Source organism: Shimia sp. (genome assembly GCF_039969785.1).
Classification (GTDB): Bacteria; Pseudomonadota; Alphaproteobacteria; order Rhodobacterales; family Rhodobacteraceae; genus Shimia.
Genome location: NZ_JBDVNC010000003.1, coordinates 25,950 through 47,349, shown reverse-complemented (window position 1 = coordinate 47,349; position 21,400 = coordinate 25,950). Strand labels below are relative to the sequence as shown.

At 57.4% G+C, this 21,400-nt stretch carries 8 protein-coding genes; 1 reads left to right on the top strand and 7 read right to left on the bottom strand.

Annotation, left to right across the window (positions count from 1 at the left end):
- Positions 1 to 2,436 (top strand): calcium-binding protein, encoded by a 2,436-nt coding sequence (locus tag ABJI08_RS00290; protein ID WP_348399820.1) that lies wholly within the window; start codon positions 1 to 3, stop codon positions 2,434 to 2,436.
- Positions 2,437 to 2,476: 40 nt separating this feature from the next.
- On the opposite strand, the gene ABJI08_RS00285 is transcribed toward ABJI08_RS00290, so the two are convergent.
- From ABJI08_RS00285 to ABJI08_RS00255, 7 genes are all read right to left on the bottom strand, one after another.
- Positions 2,477 to 4,165: a M10 family metallopeptidase C-terminal domain-containing protein gene (locus tag ABJI08_RS00285; RefSeq protein ID WP_348399819.1), complete on the bottom strand. Its 1,689-nt coding sequence runs from the start codon at positions 4,163 to 4,165 to the stop codon at positions 2,477 to 2,479.
- A gap of 314 nt (positions 4,166 to 4,479) precedes the next feature.
- On the bottom strand, positions 4,480 to 6,555 hold the full coding sequence (locus ABJI08_RS00280) for a VWA domain-containing protein (RefSeq protein ID WP_348399818.1): 2,076 nt from the start codon (positions 6,553 to 6,555) through the stop codon (positions 4,480 to 4,482).
- Positions 6,556 to 6,930: 375 nt separating this feature from the next.
- Positions 6,931 to 8,901, bottom strand: coding sequence for a calcium-binding protein (locus ABJI08_RS00275; RefSeq protein WP_348399817.1), 1,971 nt, complete (start codon positions 8,899 to 8,901; stop codon positions 6,931 to 6,933).
- Positions 8,902 to 9,010: 109 nt separating this feature from the next.
- Positions 9,011 to 13,861, bottom strand: coding sequence for a hypothetical protein (locus ABJI08_RS00270; RefSeq protein ID WP_348399816.1), 4,851 nt, complete (start codon positions 13,859 to 13,861; stop codon positions 9,011 to 9,013).
- Between the two features lie 255 nt (positions 13,862 to 14,116).
- Complete coding sequence (locus ABJI08_RS00265) at positions 14,117 to 18,487, bottom strand: calcium-binding protein (RefSeq protein ID WP_348399815.1); 4,371 nt, start codon at positions 18,485 to 18,487, stop codon at positions 14,117 to 14,119.
- Between the two features lie 131 nt (positions 18,488 to 18,618).
- Positions 18,619 to 20,430, bottom strand: coding sequence for a hypothetical protein (locus ABJI08_RS00260; protein WP_348399814.1), 1,812 nt, complete (start codon positions 20,428 to 20,430; stop codon positions 18,619 to 18,621).
- A gap of 5 nt (positions 20,431 to 20,435) precedes the next feature.
- Positions 20,436 to 21,308 (bottom strand): hypothetical protein, encoded by an 873-nt coding sequence (locus ABJI08_RS00255; protein WP_348399813.1) that lies wholly within the window; start codon positions 21,306 to 21,308, stop codon positions 20,436 to 20,438.
- Between the last annotated feature and the right edge of the window lie 92 nt (positions 21,309 to 21,400).

Genomic DNA, 21,400 nt, shown 5'->3' with positions numbered 1-21,400 from the left:
ATGGTGAGAGTTATGGTAGCGTTGGCGTTTCGCTCCGCAATGCTCAGCGGGCGAGATTGGATTGATATCGGCCTGCGGGATGTGGCAGCGCATGACACGGGGTCGGGGCTTGTGCTTTTTGCAATGTCGGGCCCGGATGGAGGGTTGGCGAGCTGGCGCCTTGAAGAGGGGCAAGCGGCTGTCTTTACGGATGTGCAGGCTTTTACCGCAGTTCAAGAGCGTGCCGTTGGCCGACAGCTCTATGAGGTGGGTAATGGCGTTGTGGTCGGCGGTCTTGGCAGTGAGGTGCAGGGCTATTTCGAAGGGCCCGGTGCGTCGATCGGGCAGGGCATCTCTTGGGGAGGTCTCTCTGCCACAACCGAAGACATTGCCGCACTGACATATTTTTTAGCAGGCTTCGTTTATACGGCAGATGCCACCATCGGCGGGATCCAGTGTTACCGACAATCCGAGAATGGAGATTTGATCTCTCTTGGACAGCTGGGCGGCGGCGCAGACGTTTATCGGGACACGGTCATCGACCTCGATACAGTCACTGTTTCAGGGAAAAACTACCTTCTGGCCACCGATGTTGCGGATCGCGGTGTGTCCAGTTATCTGATCGACCCCGAGAGCGGGGATCTGGAGGCGCGTGGCCTGATGGGGGCCGGGCAGGGCTTGGGGGTCATGAGGCCAGTGGCGCTTGAAACGACGTTGATCGGGGGCAACACGTTTGCGGTCCTCGCCTCGGCGGGTGATCAGGGCGGCGCGCTCAGCGTGATGCGTGTGCTTGGGGATGGCCGTCTGGCTCCGGTGGATCACGTGCTTGACACCCGCGATACCCGTTTTGGTCAGGCCCAGGATCTGGCGGTGGTGACATCACAGGACCGAGCCTATGTGCTGGCCGGTGGCGGAGACGGCGGCTTCAGTCTGTTCCAGATGCTCTCAACCGGGCGCCTTGTCTATCTGCAAAGCTATGCCGAAGGCACCTTTCCAGGGGTGTTTGGCCCAAGCGCGCTGGCGGCGGTGCAGCTTGGCGATGATATTCAAATTTTTGCCACCAGTGTCGCGTCAGGCATGTCCCAGTTTAGTTTGTCCCTCGTTCAGGAGGGTGCTGCACACCGAGCTGAGGGTGCAGGGGGCAGTCTGTCTGGAGGGGACAAGGACGATATCCTGATTGGTGGCCCGGGCAATGATGCCCTGTCGGCAGGCAAAGGTGCGGACATTCTGGTGGACGGGGTTGGTAGAGACACGCTCACAGGGGGGCAGGGGAGCGATATCTTTGTGCTGGATTTTGATGGCGAGCGCGACCTGATCCGCGGGTTCGAAATTGGCGTAGATCGCCTCGATCTATCCGCCTTTACATTTTTGTATGACCCGTCCCAGCTTGATTATGTGGCGCGCCGCGATGGGGCCGAGCTGACCTGGCGGGGGGATGTCATCACGCTCCAGAGCGTTTCAGGGCAAAGTCTGAGTCTGCAGGATATCTTTGGTGGTTATTTCGAAGGGCCGGACCGGCCATTTATGGGCACAGGTGAAACCATACTCGGGGGTGAAGCCAGCGATGCACTGGGCGGACAATGGGGTGCGGATTCGCTCTATGGCTATCAAGGCAATGACGTGCTGCGCGGCGGGGGCGGTGCGGACATGCTCTATGGCGGCAATGGGTTTGATACGCTTCTGGGTCAGGGAGAGAATGACCGGATCTGGGGTGGGAACGGGCGCGATCTGATCTATCTGGGGGCGGGGAACGATGTGTTTTTTGATAACATCCAGACTGGAGAGAATGCCCATGACACTGTCTATGGTGGGCTGGGCAACGATACGGTGAACGGTGGGGGGGGCGCCGATGTCTTTCATGGCAAGGCGGGCCAAGACCTGTTGTCTGGGCGCAGGGGCCCGGACCAGCTTTTTGGTGGTGCCGGTGCAGACACGTTTTACGGCGGCGCTGGCAATGACCGGATCTGGGGTGGCAACGGGCGCGACCTAGCTTATCTGGGGGCGGGGAACGATGTGTTTTCTGACAATCCCCAGGTTGGGGATCTCGGCCGGGATACAGTATTTTCCGGGGTAGGGAACGATACAGTGAATGGCGGCGCTGGGGCGGATGTCTTTCATGGCATGGACGGGCAGGACCTGTTGCTGGGGCGCAAGGGGGAGGATCAACTCTTTGGTGGTCGGGGCGCGGATACGCTGGATGGTGGATTGGGTCCGGATCGCATGTTTGGCGGGATTGGGGCGGATGTGTTCATCTTTTCCCCAGACGATCATGCCGACCGTATCGGGGATTTTACCCCGGGTGAAGACCGCATTCGTCTGACTGGGGTTGCGCGTTATGCAGATCTTGAAATTACGACACAAGGCACCGCCATACGCATCGTGGGCGCAGGAGATGTGCTGTGGCTTGATGGGCTGAGCGTGCGCGCGCTTGACGCGGATGACTTCCTGTTTGGCTGAGGGGGCTGAAGCAGTCCCAGCCCCTTGCCACACAGGAATGTCAGAAGATGAAATCATGTCCCGAATAGTCCAGCCCGACGCCGACATCGGCAAAATCCACACCATCGAGCAGTATAGAATTGGCCCCCGCCACGATGCGTGCTGTGCCGTCCGCGTTCTCCAGATGGTGCATGATCAGATCAGTGAAATCCGTAATAGCCGCGACGCCTGCTAGGTTGATATTTTCACCATCCGCAGCCTCGAACCCAAAGATCGTGTCGTAGCCAAATCCACTGGCGAACACAAAATGATCCAGTCCCGTGCCACCGGTCATCTGGTCTTGGCCAAGTCCTCCGGTTAGCGTGTCATTGCCATTGCCGCCATAAAGCCGGTCCGCGTTGGTTCCGCCAAGTAATCGGTCAAATCCGTTGCTTCCAAAGAGTACGTCATTGCCGGCCTCGCCATAAAACACATCCGCGCCGGCGCCGCCGTTGATCGTGTCATTGCCGTTGCCGCCAAACACCGTATCGCGCCCCGCATCGCCGCCCTGTGCATTATCGGTGAATACGTCAAACCCGTTGCCAAGCCGCGCTTCGTCGCGGCCATTGCCACCTGTAACCGTGTCGTTACCCTTGCCGCCCCTGATTGTATCGGCATTGGCCCCGCCAAAGATCCGATCCGCGCCATCGCCGCCATCCAGCGAGTCATTACCCGCGTCCCCGTGCATCAGGTCAAAGCCTACGCCGCCATTCACGGTATCATCCCCATTGCCCCCTCTCAGCGTGTCATAACCGAACCCACCGCCCAAAAGGTCGTTGCCATTACCCCCCAAAAGCGAATCTGCCCCCTCAAATGCGGTGAGTGTGTCGTTGCCCTGACGCCCGATGAGCGTGTTCGCGGCACTATTGCCATTGATCGTATCGCCGCCCATCCCACCGATGGCGTTTTCGATTGTGACGTCATAGGGGATCACCACATCGTCATAAGATCCAAACCGCGAAAAATACCCCTCGCGCAGATCCAGACGCGCGGCACCCGACTGTCCCGAGGCATCAATTGTGTCATTGCCGCCGGTGTCCCAGAGAGGATCGATTGTGTTGGTACGCGGCCCCGTATAGAGCGTACCCCCTGTGTTGTAGTCGGTCGTAGCACCCCACCAGTCCTGCAGCGCGAGAATGTCATAAAGCATCATCGCATCGGAATCCTGACCGTTTTCAGGGTTCGATGTGTAAGACATCACAGTGTACTTGTTGTTCTCAAGCGTATTTGGCAGGGCAGGGGTGCCAAACGGATGTTTCAAGGCCAGCGCGTGGCCAATCTCGTGCAGTATCAGGTTATGGGCGCTGTCATCGGCCAAGTTTATGCCGTTATCAAAGACGGCGAAGTTATCATAATCCGACAGCACACCCCCCGAGAAGGCCGAATAGTTGTATCCGCCATATCCGGCGGTGGATCCCGGGATCAACACCTTGCCGATATTCATTGTGGGGTCGTTTGAAGCAGGCACTTCGACAAACGAGACGTTGAGAAAAGTCTCGATATGATCCATGGCACGACGCACGGCGGCTTTTTCTGGGCCACTCATCGCGGTCCAACCGCTATAGGTTTGCCACAGGTCTGCAGGTTGGCCGTTATCGGCAAACTGATAGTCGATCACGTAAGCCGGATCTCCAGTTCCATTGAGCTTGTTGCCGTTGAGCAATGATAAGTCAAACTGCATCGCATCAAGGATTTCGCTTTGGGTCAGCATGGCCTGTCCTTTGGAAATTTATAGCTAGCCGTTGTATAGCGGGTGCCAGTGCTATCGAAGAAGCCAACAATGTGACTTCTGCAAAATTGGGCTCATCTGGCGACATGATGCAGCGGAAATTTGCCACAGGCGAGGTCCTAACGCCGGTCGCTCATGTGCCAGTCTCATGGATCCGATCTCCAAGGGACTGCGGTACAGTGTTTCCCGCCGGATGGAACAGATGTGGCCTGCGGGATGCTCAAGAGTGGACATGCACGCGATGTGCCCGCCCTGTCAGAGGGCACTATGCAGTGCTATGGGTCCTGATCTTCGGCTTAGAAGATGAAATCATCCCCGGAATAAGCCAGCCCCACACCCACATCCGCAACATCCACCCCATCCAGCAGGATCGAGTTTGCCCCGGCGACGATCCGCGCGGTGCCGTTTGCTTCTTCGAGATGGTTCGCAATCAGGTCGGCGAAACCGGTGATCGCCGCCACCCCGGCCAGGTTGATCTTCTCCCCGTCCGCCGCCTCGAACCCAAACACCGTGTCATTGCCAAAGCCGCTGTTAAAAACAAACCGATCCAGTCCATCACCGCCCGTCATCTGGTCTTGGCCGAGACCACCGTTCAGCGTGTCATTCCCTGCGCTACCAAACAGCCGATCCGCATTAGCACCGCCAAATAATTTATCGTTGCCATTCTTACCCCTGAGCACATCATTGCCTGCCTCGCCGTAGAATACATCGTTGCCGCCGCCGCCATTCACAGTATCATAGCCGTTCCCGCCAAAGACTGTGTCGCGTCCCGCGTCTCCGCTCTCATCATTGTCAAAGAACACGTCCGCGCCGTTGCCCAGAAGGGCTTTGTCTGCACCGTTCCCGCCATGGACCGTGTCGTTCCCATCTCCGCCATAGAGCGTGTCAGAACCTTCGCCCCCGAACAGCTTGTCATTGCCATTCTGACCGCTCAGAACATCATTTCCGGTCACACCGTACAGGTTGTCGGCCCCCCTTCCGCCGTTCAGACTGTCGTAGCCTTCGCCGCCAAACAACGTGTCGGCGCCAACCCCGCCATTGACCAAGTCATTGCCCATACCGCCGAACAGGGCATCGTCGCCGCCTTCGCCAACGAGAGTGTCCGATCCGGTTCCGCCGAACAGGACATCATTGCCATCTTCCTGGGGGTTTTCGACCACCTGACTGGTCTGAACTCTGGTCGAAGCACCATCGTTGGCTATGGCAACCACTCTTATGGTCTCGGGGTCTGTCGTGCTCAGACCTGTTAGGTCCACTTCATACTTCAATCCGAATGGTGTTTGGACCAAGGCTGAAGATGGGATAGTCCGCTCCAGCGTACCGTTGACGAAGACGCGTAATTCCACGACGTCTGCAGGAGAAATTCCTCCTCCGGTGAGGGCTGCGCTCAGGGCACCGGGATCTGTGATCCGGGACGAGGAATCGTTTAACGCGCCATCGTCCATTTCATCTAGGGTGGTGACGCTGGCGCCACTGCCAATCGGGAAGGTGCGGATCGTTGCATTAATGCCGCTTGAATCGCGCAGGGTTGCAGCTTCGTCCAGAAAATTGCTCGAAGAAAAGGGGACGCCATCTGAGAGGAAGAATACATAGTTGCTTTCCCCCGCGGGCTGGCCATTGAAGAAGTTTATGGCTTGCTGCAAAGGAGGCTCAAAGTCTGTTCCACCCAGATCGTTTAGCCCGCGTAGCTCCTCTTCCAGGTCCAGAATACCATTGCCATTCGAGTCTCTGTCTGCTCGCATGGTCACGTTTTTCTGCACGCTACCGTCGAATGTGATCAGGTTGATTGTGGCGTCACCGAATCCAGCCGCAATAACCGACTCTATCAAGGCAATAGACCCTGCGATTTCCCCATCTAGAATGGTGTTGGACACGCCGTCACCATTTAAATCACCGACCGGAGTGCCCGAATAGCCGTATCCGGTTGATCCTGATACATCTACCACCAGTGCTATATTCACATCATTGCCGACCACAGGTGTTGTCGAGACGAACCCGGAAATCGTGTAGGCCGAACCGACATGTTCATCCGGCGCGGTCAAGCTGATTGAAAAATCCTGGCCGGAAGACGGAATGACGGCCGTGCTTGATGTGGTGATGAGCGTCGTATCGGCAGACCCACCGCTGTCGCCACTATCCCCGATCAGAAGGTCCCCGCCAGAACCGCCATAGGCGATGTCATCGCCTCCACCGCCCAATATCGTATCAGCATTTTCGCCACCCTGTATGATATCGTTGCCCAGATCTCCCGTGATGCTGTCAAATCCAGCATTGCCATGGATAACGTCATCACTATCTTTCCCTGAAATGATGTCGTCAAACCGTGTTCCCGGCAGAATATCACGTGCGTTTGTCCCGTTGATTACAGCCATTATACAATCCCCTCCTTGAACTGAACCTGAGTGGTTCAGGTAAGATTCATTAAGTATCAAAATCAGAATATGTTCTTTGATTTAAGACAAATTTGAATTAAATGATTTTAAATCATAAGCTTACAAATTTTTTTACTGGCTGTGCGGCCACTTTCCAGCACGTATTAATTGTTCATGACTTAGCGCTTTCACTCACTGGAAGATTGCAGTTGAGTCTCTCAAAGAAAGTTCGAACCCGGCTTCAGGTCCTAAGGCGCCCCGCCAAAACCTGAATAACAACTTTTGGCGGGGCGCTTTAAAGATCGGCCATGTATGTGCTGACCCTCATAGGGTCGCGGTATGATCATTTTTGGAGAAGGTCGGTGTTGCGTGGCGTCAGAAAATAAAGCCATCCGTAGAGAGATCATCGAGGACAACACCGGCAAGGAAAATGGTGTCATCGTTGCCGGTGATGTCGATCCGGGTGCCATTCGGGCCCCAGGCTGCGATGGTAAACCCCTGCAGGTAGCCGGTCACGTTCGTATATCTTGCGAAGTCCAGCTGATCGCCTCCAGTTTCGAAATCCGTGATCAGGTCCTGGTTAAAGCGAAAACTGCTGAGGCCGGCGTAGACAAAGACATCCGCCCCATCCCCGCCGGTCAGCGTGTCATTGCGCGCGCCGCCGTTCAGCGTATCGTCGCCCATTCCGCCAAAGAGCGTGTCCCGCCCGCCGCCGCCAGACAGGCTGTCATTTCCGTTTCCGCCAAAGAGCTCATTTGTGTCCAATCCGCCAAAGAGGGTATCGTTCCCTTCACCACCAAAGAGCCGCGGGCTACTACGTACATCTGAGCTCAAAAGGTCATCACCTGTCCCACCGTGTACCAGATCATCGCCCCAGACGGTGATCGTGTCATTTCCGTCCCCGCCTTGAACTGTATCAGCACCCTGTTCACCGCCCTGAAGTGTGTAGACAAACACATCATCGCCGCTGCCCAGATAGACAAGATCGCGCCCGTCCCCGCCTTTGACAGTGTCATCGCCCTCGCGGGCATAGATCGTATCGGCACCAAACCCGCCGGACAGGCTGTCATTGCCAAGCCCACCCCAGAGCATATCATTGCCGATTTCACCAAAAATCGTGTCATCGCCCAGTCCGCCCTTGATCTGGTCGTGCCCGTCTCCACCATAGAATTTGTCATCTCCGCCGCGGCCTTCGATTGTGTCCCGCCCGGTACCCCCATAGACCGTGTCGCGCCCCGCCGTCTCGCCCCGATCCAGATCGAGAAAGAGATCATCCCCGTCCCCAAGCGAGGCCTGGTCATTGCCCCGCCGTCCGGCAACCGTGTCATCGCCCGCGCCCCCAAGGAGCGTGTCAGCCCCGCGCCCGCCTTGGATCAGATCGTCGCCCGCGCCCCCGTTAAGTCGATCCTTGCCGTCGAGCCCGATGAGGACATCATTCCCGCTATTGCCATAAACCTGATCCCGCCCGGCCCCAGCCTGCAAGAGATCCATATCGTGACCGCCATAGACAAGATCATCGCCGTTCCCTGCAAAAATCGTATCTTCTCCGGTCCCGCCCAGAAGAACATCATCGCCCCCAAGCCCGCGAAAGCGATCGTCCCCGTCCAGAAGCTGGACCATGTCCACCTGGTCACTGCCAAGCCCATCATCGGCCCCTTGCGTCAGGGAGGAGATACCAAACAGGCTGTTGACCTCGAACACCCCATCGGTAAACGCAATCTCTTCGAGACCGGTCAGGTCCATTGCAAAACCGCTGTTCGGGTCAGACAGATACCAGCGTAATTGCGAGTTTCCGGGGTATCTGTCGATCTGTGCCGGAGTGAAATTGGCCTCGAAATAGGCCCGGCTCATGCCTGTGACGGTGCCGGAGTCCAGCGAGATCTGGTCAAGCACAAGGCGGTCTTTCGCGGTGGGGCTGTCACTTTCGGCACCGCGGAAATAGAGATCTGACGGGGTGCCTCGCAAGGTCAGGTGATGCTCCGCAGGGCCGCTGACTGAAAAGTCGATAAAGCTTGTGGCGGCGAGGATGACGTGCTCAATGCCGCCGCCCGTGGCGACAAAGAATGGCGCCCGATCCGCCAGGCCGCGCCCCGAGATGTACAAACTCTCTCCAACATTCACGGTGACAAGCTCAGAGCGGATTGAGAATTCCAACGTATCAATGCCTGCGCCGCCTCTTATGTCATGGTTGGCCGCTGCCAGAACGATCAGATCATCCCCCTCTCCGGCGCGGATTGTGTCGACGCCGCCATTACCAAGGATCGTGTCATCGCCCGCCGTGCCAGTCAGGGTCTCGCTGGCTGTGGTTCCGGGGATAAGGGGCAGGGGAAAAACCTCTTTAATCAATGCCTAAGAAGTGTGTCACAACCTAGAGAATGTGCAAAGAAAAACCGGGCCCCAATGATCAGGGCCCGGCGCTTTCATGCTGACATGTCAGAAGGGACGTTTGCCCGGATCAGAAGATAAAGTCATCCTGGTTGATGTCGGTGACCGAGACACCTCCGAGCCGGATCAGATCACCCGTGGCGGTAATTTCGACCTCGGTACCGAACGAAGCCCATCTGCTGACGGTAAAGCCTTGGAGGTATCCGGTGACACTGGTGATCCCGGACAGGTCCATCAGGTCGCCATTGGCATCGAACTCGCGCAGGCGGTCATCTTCGTTGTTGACCGCATTGTCGGTGAAGACAAAGACGTCATTGCCCGCCGCACCCTGCATCGTGTCGTTGCCTGCACCACCTGTCATGGTGTCATCACCCCCGCCGCCAAAGAACTCGTCATTGCCCTCGCCGCCCACGATGATGTCGTTGCCGCCACCCCCGTAGATGCTGCGGTCGCTGGCGCCGGTTGCTACGATGCTGTCATTGCCTTCGCCGCCGTTAAGCGTGTCGGCCCCACCGGCTGAGGTGATTGTATCGGCACCATCGCCGCCTAAGGCAAGTGAAGTACCGGTGCCGCTGATGATCAGGTCATTGCCTGTCCCACCAGAGAGTTCGCCACCCCCTTCGCCGCCATCCAGCGTGTCATTGCCGTTGCTGCCTGACAGCGTGTCGTCACCGGCACCGCCGGTCATGCTGTCATTGCCGTCGCCACCGTTGAGCGTGTCGTTGCCCGTACCTGCGGTGAGCGTGTCATTACCGCCTCCGCCAAAGAAGGCGTTGTTGCCCAAGAGCGAGATCAGCTCATCCGCGCCAATGCCGCCGGACAGTTCATCGTTGCCGTCGCCGCCGTCGGCATAGTCGTCACCTGCGCGGCCAACAATTGTGTCATCTCCCGCGCCGCCTTCAAGCGTGTCACGATCCGCGCCCACGGCTGTCGTGTCACCATCCAGAACCAGGTCATTGCCGTCGCCGCCAAACATCCGATCAACACCGGTGTTGCCGTTGAGGGTGTCATTGCCTGCTTCCCCGCGCAGCGTGTCATTGCCGTCTCCACCGTTCAGGATATCCGAGACATCTCCCCCGAGCAGATCATCAGCACCACCACCGCCATTGAGTTCGTCGCTACCGCCTTCACCGCGCATCGTATCGTTGCCTGTGCCGCCAAAGAAGGTGTCATTGCCAAGGCCGCCGTTCAGCAGGTCATTGCCCGTGCCACCAGAGAGCTCGTCATTGCCATCACCGCCGGAAATACTGTCATTGCCGTTGCCGCCGTTGAGCTGGTCACCGCCGCTGCCAGCTTCGAGCGTGTCCGCACCGTCGCCGCCATAGAAGATGTTGGTGCCCGTGCCACCGCCCGTGATGCTGTCATTGCCCGCGCCACCATAAAGCGTGTCATTGCCAAGGCCGCCGTTCACCAGATCATTGCCCGCGCCGCCGTTCGCCTCGTCATTGCCGTCGCCGCCATTGATCGTGTCATTGCCGCCCTTGGCGATAATCGTGTCATTGCCCGCGTCGCCATTGAACAGGTCATTGCCCGTAGCTTCGTCCACATCAAAAAAGCGGTCATTGCCATCGCCACCAATCAGCGTGTCGCTGCCGTTCTGGCCGTTGAGCGTGTCATCGCCTGCGCCGCCGTCAATGCTGTCATTGTCATTGCCGCCATTCAGGTTGTCGCCACCTGCACCGGCCACAAGCGTATCATCGCCGTTGCCGCCAAAGAAGGCGTTGATGCCAGCGCCGCCACCGATGATCTGGTCGTTGCCATCTCCGCCATAGAAGGTGTCGTTGCCGTCTTCCCCATTGAGTAGATCATTGCCGGTGCCGCCCGAGATTTCGTCATTGCCAGCACCGCCCCAGATGGTGTCATTGCCGCCTTTGGCCACAATCGTATCATCGCCCTCGTTACCGTAGAACAAGTCGTTTCCGCTGGCATCAGCAGCATCAAGGAGCTTGTCATGGCCTGCGCCGCCCCAAACCGTGTCATTGCCGACATTTCCGTTGATCGTGTCATTGCCACCCCCACCGCGCAGCGTGTCATTTCCTGCATTGCCATTCAATACATCGGCGCCGGCCTCGCCGTTCACAACGTCATTCCCTCCGCCTGCGGTCACGGTATCATTGCCGCCGCCGCCAAAGAAGGTATCATTGCCATCGAGGTTGTTGACCATGCTGTCATAGAAGACGTCATTGCCGAATCCACCAAACATCCGGTCCCGCCCGGCATTGCCATAAATCGTGTCAGCCCCGTTGCTGCCATAGATACTGTCACCGCCGTCACCACCATACATCAGATCGTTCTGATTCCCGCCATTGAGTGTGTCGGCCCCGCCTGAGGCCCGGATCGTGTCATTGCCAGCCCCGCCATTGAAGAGGTCATTGCCCACCGGGCCGCCCTCTGCATTGTCCAGCAGCAAGTCATTATCAGCCCCGCCATTGAGCGTGTCGGTACCGTCATCGCCAATCAACGTATCGGCCCCGTCATAGCCAATCAGGAGGTCATTACCCAGCCCTCCCATGAGCGAGTCGGCACCCGCGCCGCCATTCAGTCGGTCAGCCCCGCCCGCTCCGACAAGCGTGTCATCGTCGGCATGACCCCAAAGGACGTCGTTGCCAAGCCCGGCCAACAGGCTGTCATTGCCAGCCTGCCCCTCAAGCGTGTCGGCGCCGACATCGCCATAGATCGTGTCATTGCCCCCTCCTCCGAACACCTGGTCAAGCCCGCTCCCCCCGTTCAGCGTATCGTTGCCTTCGCCACCGCTCAGAACATCGTTGCCACCTCCGGCGAGCAAGAAGTCGTTGCCGTTGAAACCTTCGAGCGTGTCGTTGCCATCCCCGCCATAGATTGAGTCAAATCCACCGCCACCCATGGCAAAGTCATTGCCGAACCCACCAAAGATCTTGTCATTGCCAATGCCGCCAAACAGCCGGTCATTGCCGTTATTGCCGCTGACCTCATCATTACCGTCGCCGCCTACAACACTGTCATTGCCCTTGCCGCCCACAAGCGTGTCGCGGCCCTTGCCACCATCGATCGTATCGAACCCATTGTCGCCGAATGCCTCATCGTTACCATTGCCCATGGCAAAGCGATCATTGCCGGTGAGACCGGCAAAACGTTCGCCCGCAGCACTGCCGATAAAGGAATCGGCCATGTCGGTGCCGGTGATGGCTTCCACATTGCGGATGTTGTCAACATTGCCGAATGTATCGGTGGTGACACCGGTGGAGAGGTTTACATTCACACCCTGGGTGCCGCCCAGCTGCAGGATCTCCCGGGCAAAGCTGATCGTGTCGTTGCCGGCCCCCCCGTCAATTTGGTCTGCGCCGGCACCGCCTAGGAAGGCGTCGTCGCCATCGCCACCATTGAGGGTATCACTGCCATCATTGCCAACAAAGAAGTTGTCCTCGGCACCACCGGTAAAGCTGTCATCCAGATCAGTGCCGACCAAGGCTTCGATGTCGATATAGGTATCGGTGTCGCCGTAGGTGTCCGTGCCAGTGCCCAGCCCCAAGTCGACCACTGCGCCTTGTGTGCCCAGATACTGGATCGTACGCGGCGCATCCCAATAACCGGTCTCGATCTCGGCGCCAAAGCTGACGGCATCGATGCCATCGCCCCCGTTGAACGTGTCGTTGCCGCCAAATCCGATAAATTGTTCCCAGTGATCAAAGGTCGTGTTGCCGCCCATAAAGGTGTCATCATGGCCTGATCCACCCGCAAGGTTGAACACAAGCGCACCCGAGAAATCGACCGTAACATCGGAATTGGTCGCCGTGCCTGCGGCAAAATCGACGGTCATGCCGCTGCGCTGACCGGTAAAGGCCATCTGGTGACCGATCAGAATGCCTTCGCTGTCCGTACCCGGGCCGGTGCCGGTCACCGTCTTGGTGCCGCTTTCGGAGACGAACAACAGATCCCAGACGCCGCTAGTGCCGCTCATCTGAATCAGATCATTGCCTTTACCAGGGTTGATTGTGTCGCTCGCGCTGTCGTTGCCGGCATTGAGCGTGTCATTGCCGCTGCCACCATCCAGCGAATCAGCGCCTCCACCGCCATGAATAGTGTCATTGCCGCTCATCCCCAAGAGCGTGTCGTCACCGCCAAGGCCACGGATCGTGTCATCGCCATGACGTCCATTGAGCGTGTTGGCGTTTCCATCGCCGGTGTGCTCACTACCCAGCCCGCCGACTTCCTGCAGATCCAGGCTGAGATCATTGATGGTCAGGCTGCCGCTGCCATAAACAACCTCGGCGCCGATCTCGACGCTGGTTAACCAAAGGCCTGAGCTGACGAGGCCGCTGTTGACCATGTTGTTCAGCATCGCATCGATGTCGAGCGTGCCGTTTTTGAGGTTGGCGTTATAGGTGGGCGACAGGAAGTCCCAGACATGGGTCTGTTGACCCGACGTGTCGGTTTGGTCCTCTTTCATCCAGATCTGGTAGGTGCCCAAGCCGTCAGTGCCGGTCACGGCGGTGTTTACGCCCGCAGGATCGGAATCCTTGGGTTTCAACCAGACCATGATCTCGTTTTCGGTGGAAAAGATATCGCCGTCCGGGTCGTTGGACAGCCAGAGCGAGACCGCGATGAAAAAGTCACTATCGGCGTCCTGTGTCCAATCCATGTCGAAGTTCAGATCGAGATTGACGATGTCGTCGACCTTGATCGGGAAATGGTCATACGTGGTGGGCAGGTCGATCCATGGCTTCTGACCGATGGTCAGTTCCGGATAAGCATAGACATAGTCTTCGTTGGTGTTGGGCCAGTCCCAGGCCATCGTGACACCTTGGGGAAAGGTACTCTCGGTCAGGGTGATCGATTGTGTGTAATCCGTTCCGTTGATCAGGTCGCCCCGGTTCCAAGCGTTGTTATGGGCATACCACGCGTCTCCGATCCAGACATTGTCGTCTTCTGTAATGGTAATCATGCGCTTCGCGAGCTCCCTAATTCAAATGTCCTGCCGACCACTCTCGTATGGTAACGATGCAAATCAGACCATACAGGCAAGTTTGTAGCATCATACTAGTAAACGAATGCGTCTGCTTTTCCCTTCACTCCTTTAATTTGCAAAATTCTTTATTTTTTGCAAATCCGCATCACTATTGCAGAACCAAATGACGAAAAAGCCCCAGAATTTGCATTCTGGGGCTCAATTACGTGTTGCTTGAAGTAAGGGTCAACTTCAGAAGATGAAATCATCTCCTGAATAGGCCAGTCCGATACCCACATCGGCAAAATTCACCCCATCAAGCAGGATCGAATTCGTCCCTGCCACAATCCGCGCCGTACCGCTTGCGTCTTCAAGATGGTTCATCACCAGATCTGCGAAATCCGTGATTGCGCCCACGCCAGCGAGGTTGATCTTCTCTCCATCCGCGGCATCAAAGCCAAAGATCGTGTCAGTGCCAAACCCGCTCGCAAAGACGAACCGGTCCAACCCAGCGCCACCTGTCATCTGGTCCTGACCGACACCACCGTTCAACGTGTCATTGCCCGCGCCGCCAAACAGTTGGTCCGCATTTGCACCGCCAAATAGCCGGTCAAACCCGTTGCCGCCAAAGAGTACGTCATTCCCGGCCTCGCCGTAGAATTCATCGAACCCACCACCACCGTTGACCGTGTCATTGCCATTGCCACCAAACACCGTGTCACGCCCGGCGTCATCGCCCTGGCCGTTATCGTTGAAGACGTCAAAGCCGTTGCCCAGGCGCGCCTCGTCGCGTCCGTCGCCGCCGCCGACCGTGTCATTGCCCAAACCGCCAAGAAGCGTATCGGATCCGGCGCCGCCAAAGAGCTGGTCAAAGCCGCCACCGCCCAGAATCGAGTCATTGCCGGCGTCGCCCCGGAATTCGTCAAAGCCGCCACCGCCATTGATCGTGTCATTGCCGTTACCGCCAAACACCGTATCCCGGCCTGCATCGGTGCCTTGTGCATTGTCATTGAACACATCCGCGCCATTACCCAGATTGGCCAGATCGCGACCATTGCCGCCCGCAACGATGTCATTACCTGCGCCCGCATTCAGCGTATCCGCGCCATTCCCACCCAAAAGCGTATCGGTGCCCTGATTAGATGTCAGGATATTGGCTGCGTCATTGCCAGTCAGTGCCGCATCGATCAGGGCATTTTCGAAGATGACATTCTCGATGCTGATTACCTGATCGCGATTGAACGTACTGCCAATGGCCCCGGCTTCTCCGCTCTGGAGATTAACCTCGACGTCGAATTCATCAGCTGCGTAGACGCCCAGATCAGCTCTCAGCGTATCGTTGCCATTGCCGCCATCAAAGGTATCTTCGCCCCGGCCCCAAATCAGGTTGTCCGCGCCATTGCCGCCAAACACCGCATCATTGCCATCGCCGTCAATGATCTCGTCATTGCCTTCGCCGCCACGCAGCTCGTCATTGCCGTCGCCGCCGTCCAGCTCGTCGTTGCCAGCCCGGCCAAAGATAATGTCATCGCCGTCAGAGCCATACAGCCCCTGGGCCCCGGCATTGCCATCCAGCGTGTCGTCGAAATCGGTGCCAAACGCGCCTTCAATTCCGGTGAACGTATCGTGGCCGCCAAAGCCGTCAATCGCCGTGCCACCGCCCGCGCTGGTGAAGTTCACACTCACCGCATCGATACCGCCGCTCCATTGGTCATCACCAAAGTAGATGATGTCGACATCACCCGATCCGCCATTGATGGTGTCATTGCCACCAAGACCGCCCCAGACGGCAAAGTGGGTGCCTGCCACGTTCGACCCATTGAACACGTCGTTGTCCTGCGATCCGGTGATGGCGTGAATAAAGGTGAAGCTGTCGTTCACCCGGCCATCGCCGCTGACCACACTGCCGCTGCCATTTGCGCCCCGGGTGACGGTCAGACCACCGACGCCGGAGACATCGCTGTAAGAGATGTCGACACCGTTGCCGGTATTGTACAGGCCCTGGTGGCCCAGAATGGTGTCCTGTCCAAGACCCGCCCGGATGAAATCTCCCCAGTCCCCCTGCGTGTTGGCTGCACCACCCGAAGCATCAATCAGATCGTTGCCATCACCACCATACATCCGGTCACGCCCGTCGCCGCCGATCAGCGTATCATTACCTGCGTCGCCTTCCAGACGGTCATCGCCGCGACTGCCAATCAGATCGTCATTGCCATCTTCACCTTCGAAGCGAATGCCAATGTCACTGTTTGAGGCATTCAGCGTGTCGCCATAATCCGTGCCCCTGATCTGGTTGACATTGATCAGCGTATCCGTGTCGCCAAAAGCATCCTGTACCTGGCCATTTATCGTATTGCCGGTCGAGCTGAATGTGCCCGAGATCCCGACGGCAGCGCCGCCCCAGTCTTCGTCGTTGGAATAATCGGCCCGGTTGTCACCGCCACGACCATTGATCGTGTCATTGCCACCAAGACCGGAGAAGCCTTCCCAACGATCTTCATTGCTGCCGGTGATGTTGTCGGCGTCCTGTGAGCCTTCGAAGTAGTGAATGTAGGTAAAGTTGTCGTTGGACTGACCATTGCCGCTGTTGGCGGTGCCGGTGCCGTCGGCACCAACATTGATGGTGATCCCGCCAACACCGTTCAATTCGCCATAGCTGAGATCGGCGCCCTCATCGGTGGCCCAGTGACCAGCATGGCCAATGATAGTGTCATTGCCCAGGCCGGGGCGGATATAATCGCCCCATCCCTGGCTCGCGGCGCTGCCGCCCGAGGCATCCAGACGGTCATTGCCGTTCTGGCCATAGAGATTGTCGCGGCCTTCGCCGCCAAACAGCGTGTCGTTGCCGTTTTCGCCCCGCAGCGAGTCATCGCCCTGTCCGCCGATGATGCTGTCATTGCCATCCCGGCCTTCGATCACGTCATTTCCGGCCAAGCCGTTGATTGTGTCATCCCCATTGGTCAGGGCCAGAACGTCATCACCCGGGGTGGCAGTGGCGGTTCCGATTTCGACTGCCTGATCATTGAAGGCCAGTACTTCTACATTGGTCAAAATATCCGTGCCCAGTGACGACACAACCGTGGCATTGTTGCCCGACTGGGTAATCGTCGCCTCGGACCGGTTGATCCAGAATTGCGCCTCATCCCGTCCGGCGCCGCCGTCAATGACATCATCGCCTTCTTCGCCCACCAGCGTGTCGTTGCCGCCGCCGCCATTCAGCGTGTCGTCACCCCCGCGACCACGGAACGAGTTGTCGTTGCCATCCCCGGTGATGCTGTCGCTGTCAGAGCGCGAGCCGCGGACCTCTTCGATCCCGGCAATCGAATGGGTGAAGGCGTTGCCATTCCATGTACCTGTCGCCGTCTCTGTGGCCAGGTTGACCGTTACAGGGCCGACGCCTGAGCGATCATAGCGCAAAACATCCCATCCGCCACCCGCATCCAGCGTGTCATTGCCCTCGCGCAGGATGAAACGTTCATCGCGGCCACTGCCCACGATCGTGTCGGTATTGTCGCTGCCATGAATTTCGATACGCACATCGCTGTTGGCACCGATGATGATCTGGTCGGTGCCGCCATCCCCGTCCCGCACCTCACCGGTATTGAGACCGGTATTGAGGTTGGCGTTAATGCCACTGGCCGCCTCGCGATAGTCGATGCGCAGGTTCGCACCATTGCCGATATTGAACGTGTCATTGCCGCCGCTGCCACGGACGCCGATCCAAGTATTTTCGTCCATGTTGATGTTGAACGTGTCATTGCCGGAGGTGCCATAAAAGAACACACCTTCACCGCCCAGACTGTCGACCTCGTAATTGGCCGCCTGATGCACATCGATCAGATGGTCGATGCCAAGCCCCGCCTTGGTCACGGTGCCGATGGCCCAATCCGCATCCAGATCGATGGTGATGGGGCCGCTGATCCCGCGATAGTCAATCGAATAAAAATCGGGCCTCTGGCTGCTGGTGAAAACAATATAGTCATCCCCCCCCGAGGCGTTGACCTGATCTTCGCCACGGGTTTCGCCGATCACGAAGGCATCATTGCCATTGGTGCCATCCAGCTCGTCATCATTGTCGGTGCCACTGATGATAGTGTCGCTCTGGCTGACCACTCCGGGCAGGTTGGCATAGAGGATGGATTTGTTGGGCCCAACCGCGCTGGAACCGGGCACAAACGCATCGCTGGTGATTGAGTTCTCAAACGCAGTGAAATCCGCCACCGAATTGAACGTGGGCAGGGCATCTCCGCCGATACGGAAAGCCAGCGTGGCCTCTTCTTCTTCTCCGGCCTCTTCGTCGATGATATCGACCACCAAGAGCTGGGTTACTTTGCCCGCACCCCAGCTGAGCTGGATCACGCTGACTTCTATTCTTTCTTCGGGATAAAGATCGATGTCTTCCAGTGTGGTGTCATTGAACGCGACAAAGATATCGTTGACCGAGATGTCGACCAGAAAATCGTCATCGCTGGGCTGATTGGGCAGATAGGAATATGAGAAACCCGACACATTGTCGGGAACCGCAATCCGCATTTCGATGGACGTCCGTACATCCGTGACGGGCTCATCGTTTGTCGAGAGGTCGCGAATAAAGGCAAAACCAGTCAGGGTATGTATCGTCATTTGGATGGTCTCCAGAATAGGATTTTGGGGTCGTCAGGCCACCGTTTGACAGGTTGCACAAGGTTCGAGGTTATGCACAACCTAACGACGAAGAAATTCACCAAGCAATACTTTTCGAAAAAAGTGATCATTCATTTGGCTGGCGCATGCAATTTCTTACGCCAATAGCCATCCGAGGTAAGGTTTTCATAACCTTCGGTCCATTCGGCCTGAATTTGGGAATACCGCGTCAAGAATCGGAAAGACAGCGCACAGAAACGGATGGTTTCCTTGATCATGCGGGTTTTGGAATGGCGCACCGTGTAGCATTGGCGCTTGTTGGCGCTGAGATATGTCAGCTCGCATGAGCCCCAGACCCAGCGCAAGTGGCCCCGGTCCTGGGCTTCAATCACCACCTTGTTGCCAAAGAGACGGAAGAAGGGCAGCAGATGCCCATTGAGCGTGATTTTCATGAGCAGCCGCATCCAGCGGTTCTGCGGATTGAGACGCCACTTGTTGGGCGGTATGGCAGGCGGTGCCGGTTGCCAGACTTCGCTTTGTGTCAAAGCCTTGATATCCCCCCGGCGCGTGGCCATGTCGGCGTTTTCGTCAAAAAAGGCCGGCCCTTTCATCACGTCTTCAAGCGCAAGGTTGATGGCAGAGATTGTCTCATAATGCATGCGGGGCAGGTTGCGCAGGAAGAACCATGCCGCGATCTTGAGGGTCTTGGCAGCGCCGACCTGCAACGTGTCCAGGCTCAGGTGATGAGCCAGGTGGCTGCGCAGGTCGAGATACCAGGTCAGCGGCGATTCCTTGTCTGTGAAACTGTCCTGAAACGAAACCACTCCGTTGAGGGTCACGATGTTGAAATCATGCGCCAGCGAGAAGCTGACATCATCTCCACGCACAAAGAAGGGAAATGGCATGTGCTCAACGGCGTTCACCGGGAACGCGAAATACCACCATCCCCCATAGAAATTGTCAGGGGCCGGGCCGGTTGTGGCGTATTCCATTCCAAAACTCTGGCTGGAATCGCGCAGATCCACCCCCATATGAAGCGGCACACAACGCGTGTTGAAGATCGCGCCGTTTTCCCAGATAGCCCAACGGTGAGAGGCGTTGATCATGGCACCCGCCACGGCCGTCTTGGGATCGCTCGCATAGGCCAGGAACCAATAAGAGCGCTCGATGCTCTCCATGTGGACAGATGCATCGTCATCCATGAACAGGCAGTGACTCGCCCCGGTATCGCGTGCTGCCAGTAGGCCTCGGGCAAATCCACCAGCCCCGCCGAGGTTCTCATTGGGCACAACTACGATGTTGTCGCTGTCGGGAATCTGTACGCTTTGCCCGTTATCCACCACAGTCATGCGGATATGGTCCTGCGCGCTGCAGGTGCCTATCCATTTTTCAAAACGTCGCGCTGTGCGCTGTACTGCGGCTTCACGCCGGAAAGTGGTGATCGACAGCATCAGTTCCGGGATACGTCGCGGCGCATCGGCCGTCTGCCAATGCGCACCGGTTAGCTTGCCATGCCCCATCGCTTTCATCTCAAAATAGATCACGCCCTCATCCAAAGGCAGGTCGAACACATGGCTGAGATTCAGGGTCGCCGGTTTGTCTTCACCAAGGCTCACCACCTCGTTGGCCAACCTCTCCCATGAGCGATCGGGAATGGCTAAAAAAGCCGAAACTTCGAACTTGCCCGTACCCTCCAGTGTTAGACGCAGATCAGACAGCGCGCAGTCCCGGTTCCACTTGCCGATGTTGAACAGGTTGAACCAGGTGTTGAACTCGGCATGGCTATTGAGGGTGAAATGCACAAACCCCTTCTTTTCCGAGAGCCCGGCTGCGCCATGCAGGCGCACATACAGGTCGCGCTCCGTGCAAACCCCTTGTTCGGGCCAGATCAGGCTTTGCAGCGTTGTCAGGGCAGGGGTGCCAGTGTCTAAGCTGTCAGCCATGTCTTTTATCCTTTTTTTCCGGGTCTTTGGATGGCGCCAGAGCGGATGAGATCGCTCAGGATGGGCACGAAAAAATGCTGCATCAAGGTGACGCCGTCTTCGGGCAGCGCTAATTTTGCAATTGGCGTAGTTTCATTGGGTAACGGATCATGGAACAGTTCGTCACGCCCGAACCGCTGTTGAGCGAGGGTCTGATTGCCGTGCGCATATTCATTCATGATCTCGCGCCTGGTGTCATGGGGCAGGATCAGTTTGCCACCCCCTGACAAGGCTTCGGGCAGAGTGTTATCGACAGTTTGGATGACTTTGGTCAGGATATGGCGTGTTTCATCGCCCAGCCCCTCGTCCACGGGCAATTGGCGGATCAGTTCGGACATGGCTGGGCTAAGGCTGGCATTGGTATGTTTGGGTTCGATCAGCCCCTCGAGGTTGAGCAACCCGATCTGCCTGCAGAAGCTTTGCACTGGTCCACCGGGCATCTGGTCGCGTTCAAACACGGCCACTTCGACGTTTTCGGTCCCGAACAGTTTTTCGAACCGCTTGATGTATTTGTCGTAGTGAAGCCAGTGAAAGCTGTGCCTTTGCGCGAGAAACTCGTCCAGTGTGCAATGGCTGAGCGCGGGGTTCCATTGCCATTTGACGTTCTGGAAATACCAACTTTCCAGCCACAGGTCCTGGCGACGAAGGAGCACCATGATCTTGACGTCGAAATGATCCCGCAACCGCGCCAGCCGGGCTAGGTCCCGGGTGCGACGTAACGATACGGATTCATCGCTCAGAACAATCGTGTGGATCGGATCGGGCTTCTCGTTGGCCCGCCGGATCAGGTCCCGTGCAGCAGCATCGACATCCAGCTTCCCGTCCAGAAGGCGGTTCATGAACGTGAAATGTCGTCGGCTTTTGAATGGATAGAGAATGCCCCGTGACTGCAGGACCTGGAAATTTTCGAAGAAGAATTCCTGGATGGACG

Excerpts from the sequence above, each read along its gene's own strand:
- ABJI08_RS00290 (WP_348399820.1), top strand. The coding sequence starts at position 1 with ATGGTGAGAGTTATGGTAGCGTTGGCGTTTCGCTCCGCAATGCTCAGC.
- ABJI08_RS00285 (WP_348399819.1), bottom strand. The coding sequence starts at position 4,165 with ATGCTGACCCAAAGCGAAATCCTTGATGCGATGCAGTTTGACTTATCA.
- ABJI08_RS00280 (WP_348399818.1), bottom strand. The coding sequence starts at position 6,555 with ATGGCTGTAATCAACGGGACAAACGCACGTGATATTCTGCCGGGAACA.
- ABJI08_RS00270 (WP_348399816.1), bottom strand. The coding sequence starts at position 13,861 with ATGATTACCATTACAGAAGACGACAATGTCTGGATCGGAGACGCGTGG.
- ABJI08_RS00265 (WP_348399815.1), bottom strand. The coding sequence starts at position 18,487 with ATGACGATACATACCCTGACTGGTTTTGCCTTTATTCGCGACCTCTCG.
- ABJI08_RS00260 (WP_348399814.1), bottom strand. The coding sequence starts at position 20,430 with ATGGCTGACAGCTTAGACACTGGCACCCCTGCCCTGACAACGCTGCAA.
- ABJI08_RS00255 (WP_348399813.1), bottom strand. The coding sequence starts at position 21,308 with ATGAACCGCCTTCTGGACGGGAAGCTGGATGTCGATGCTGCTGCACGG.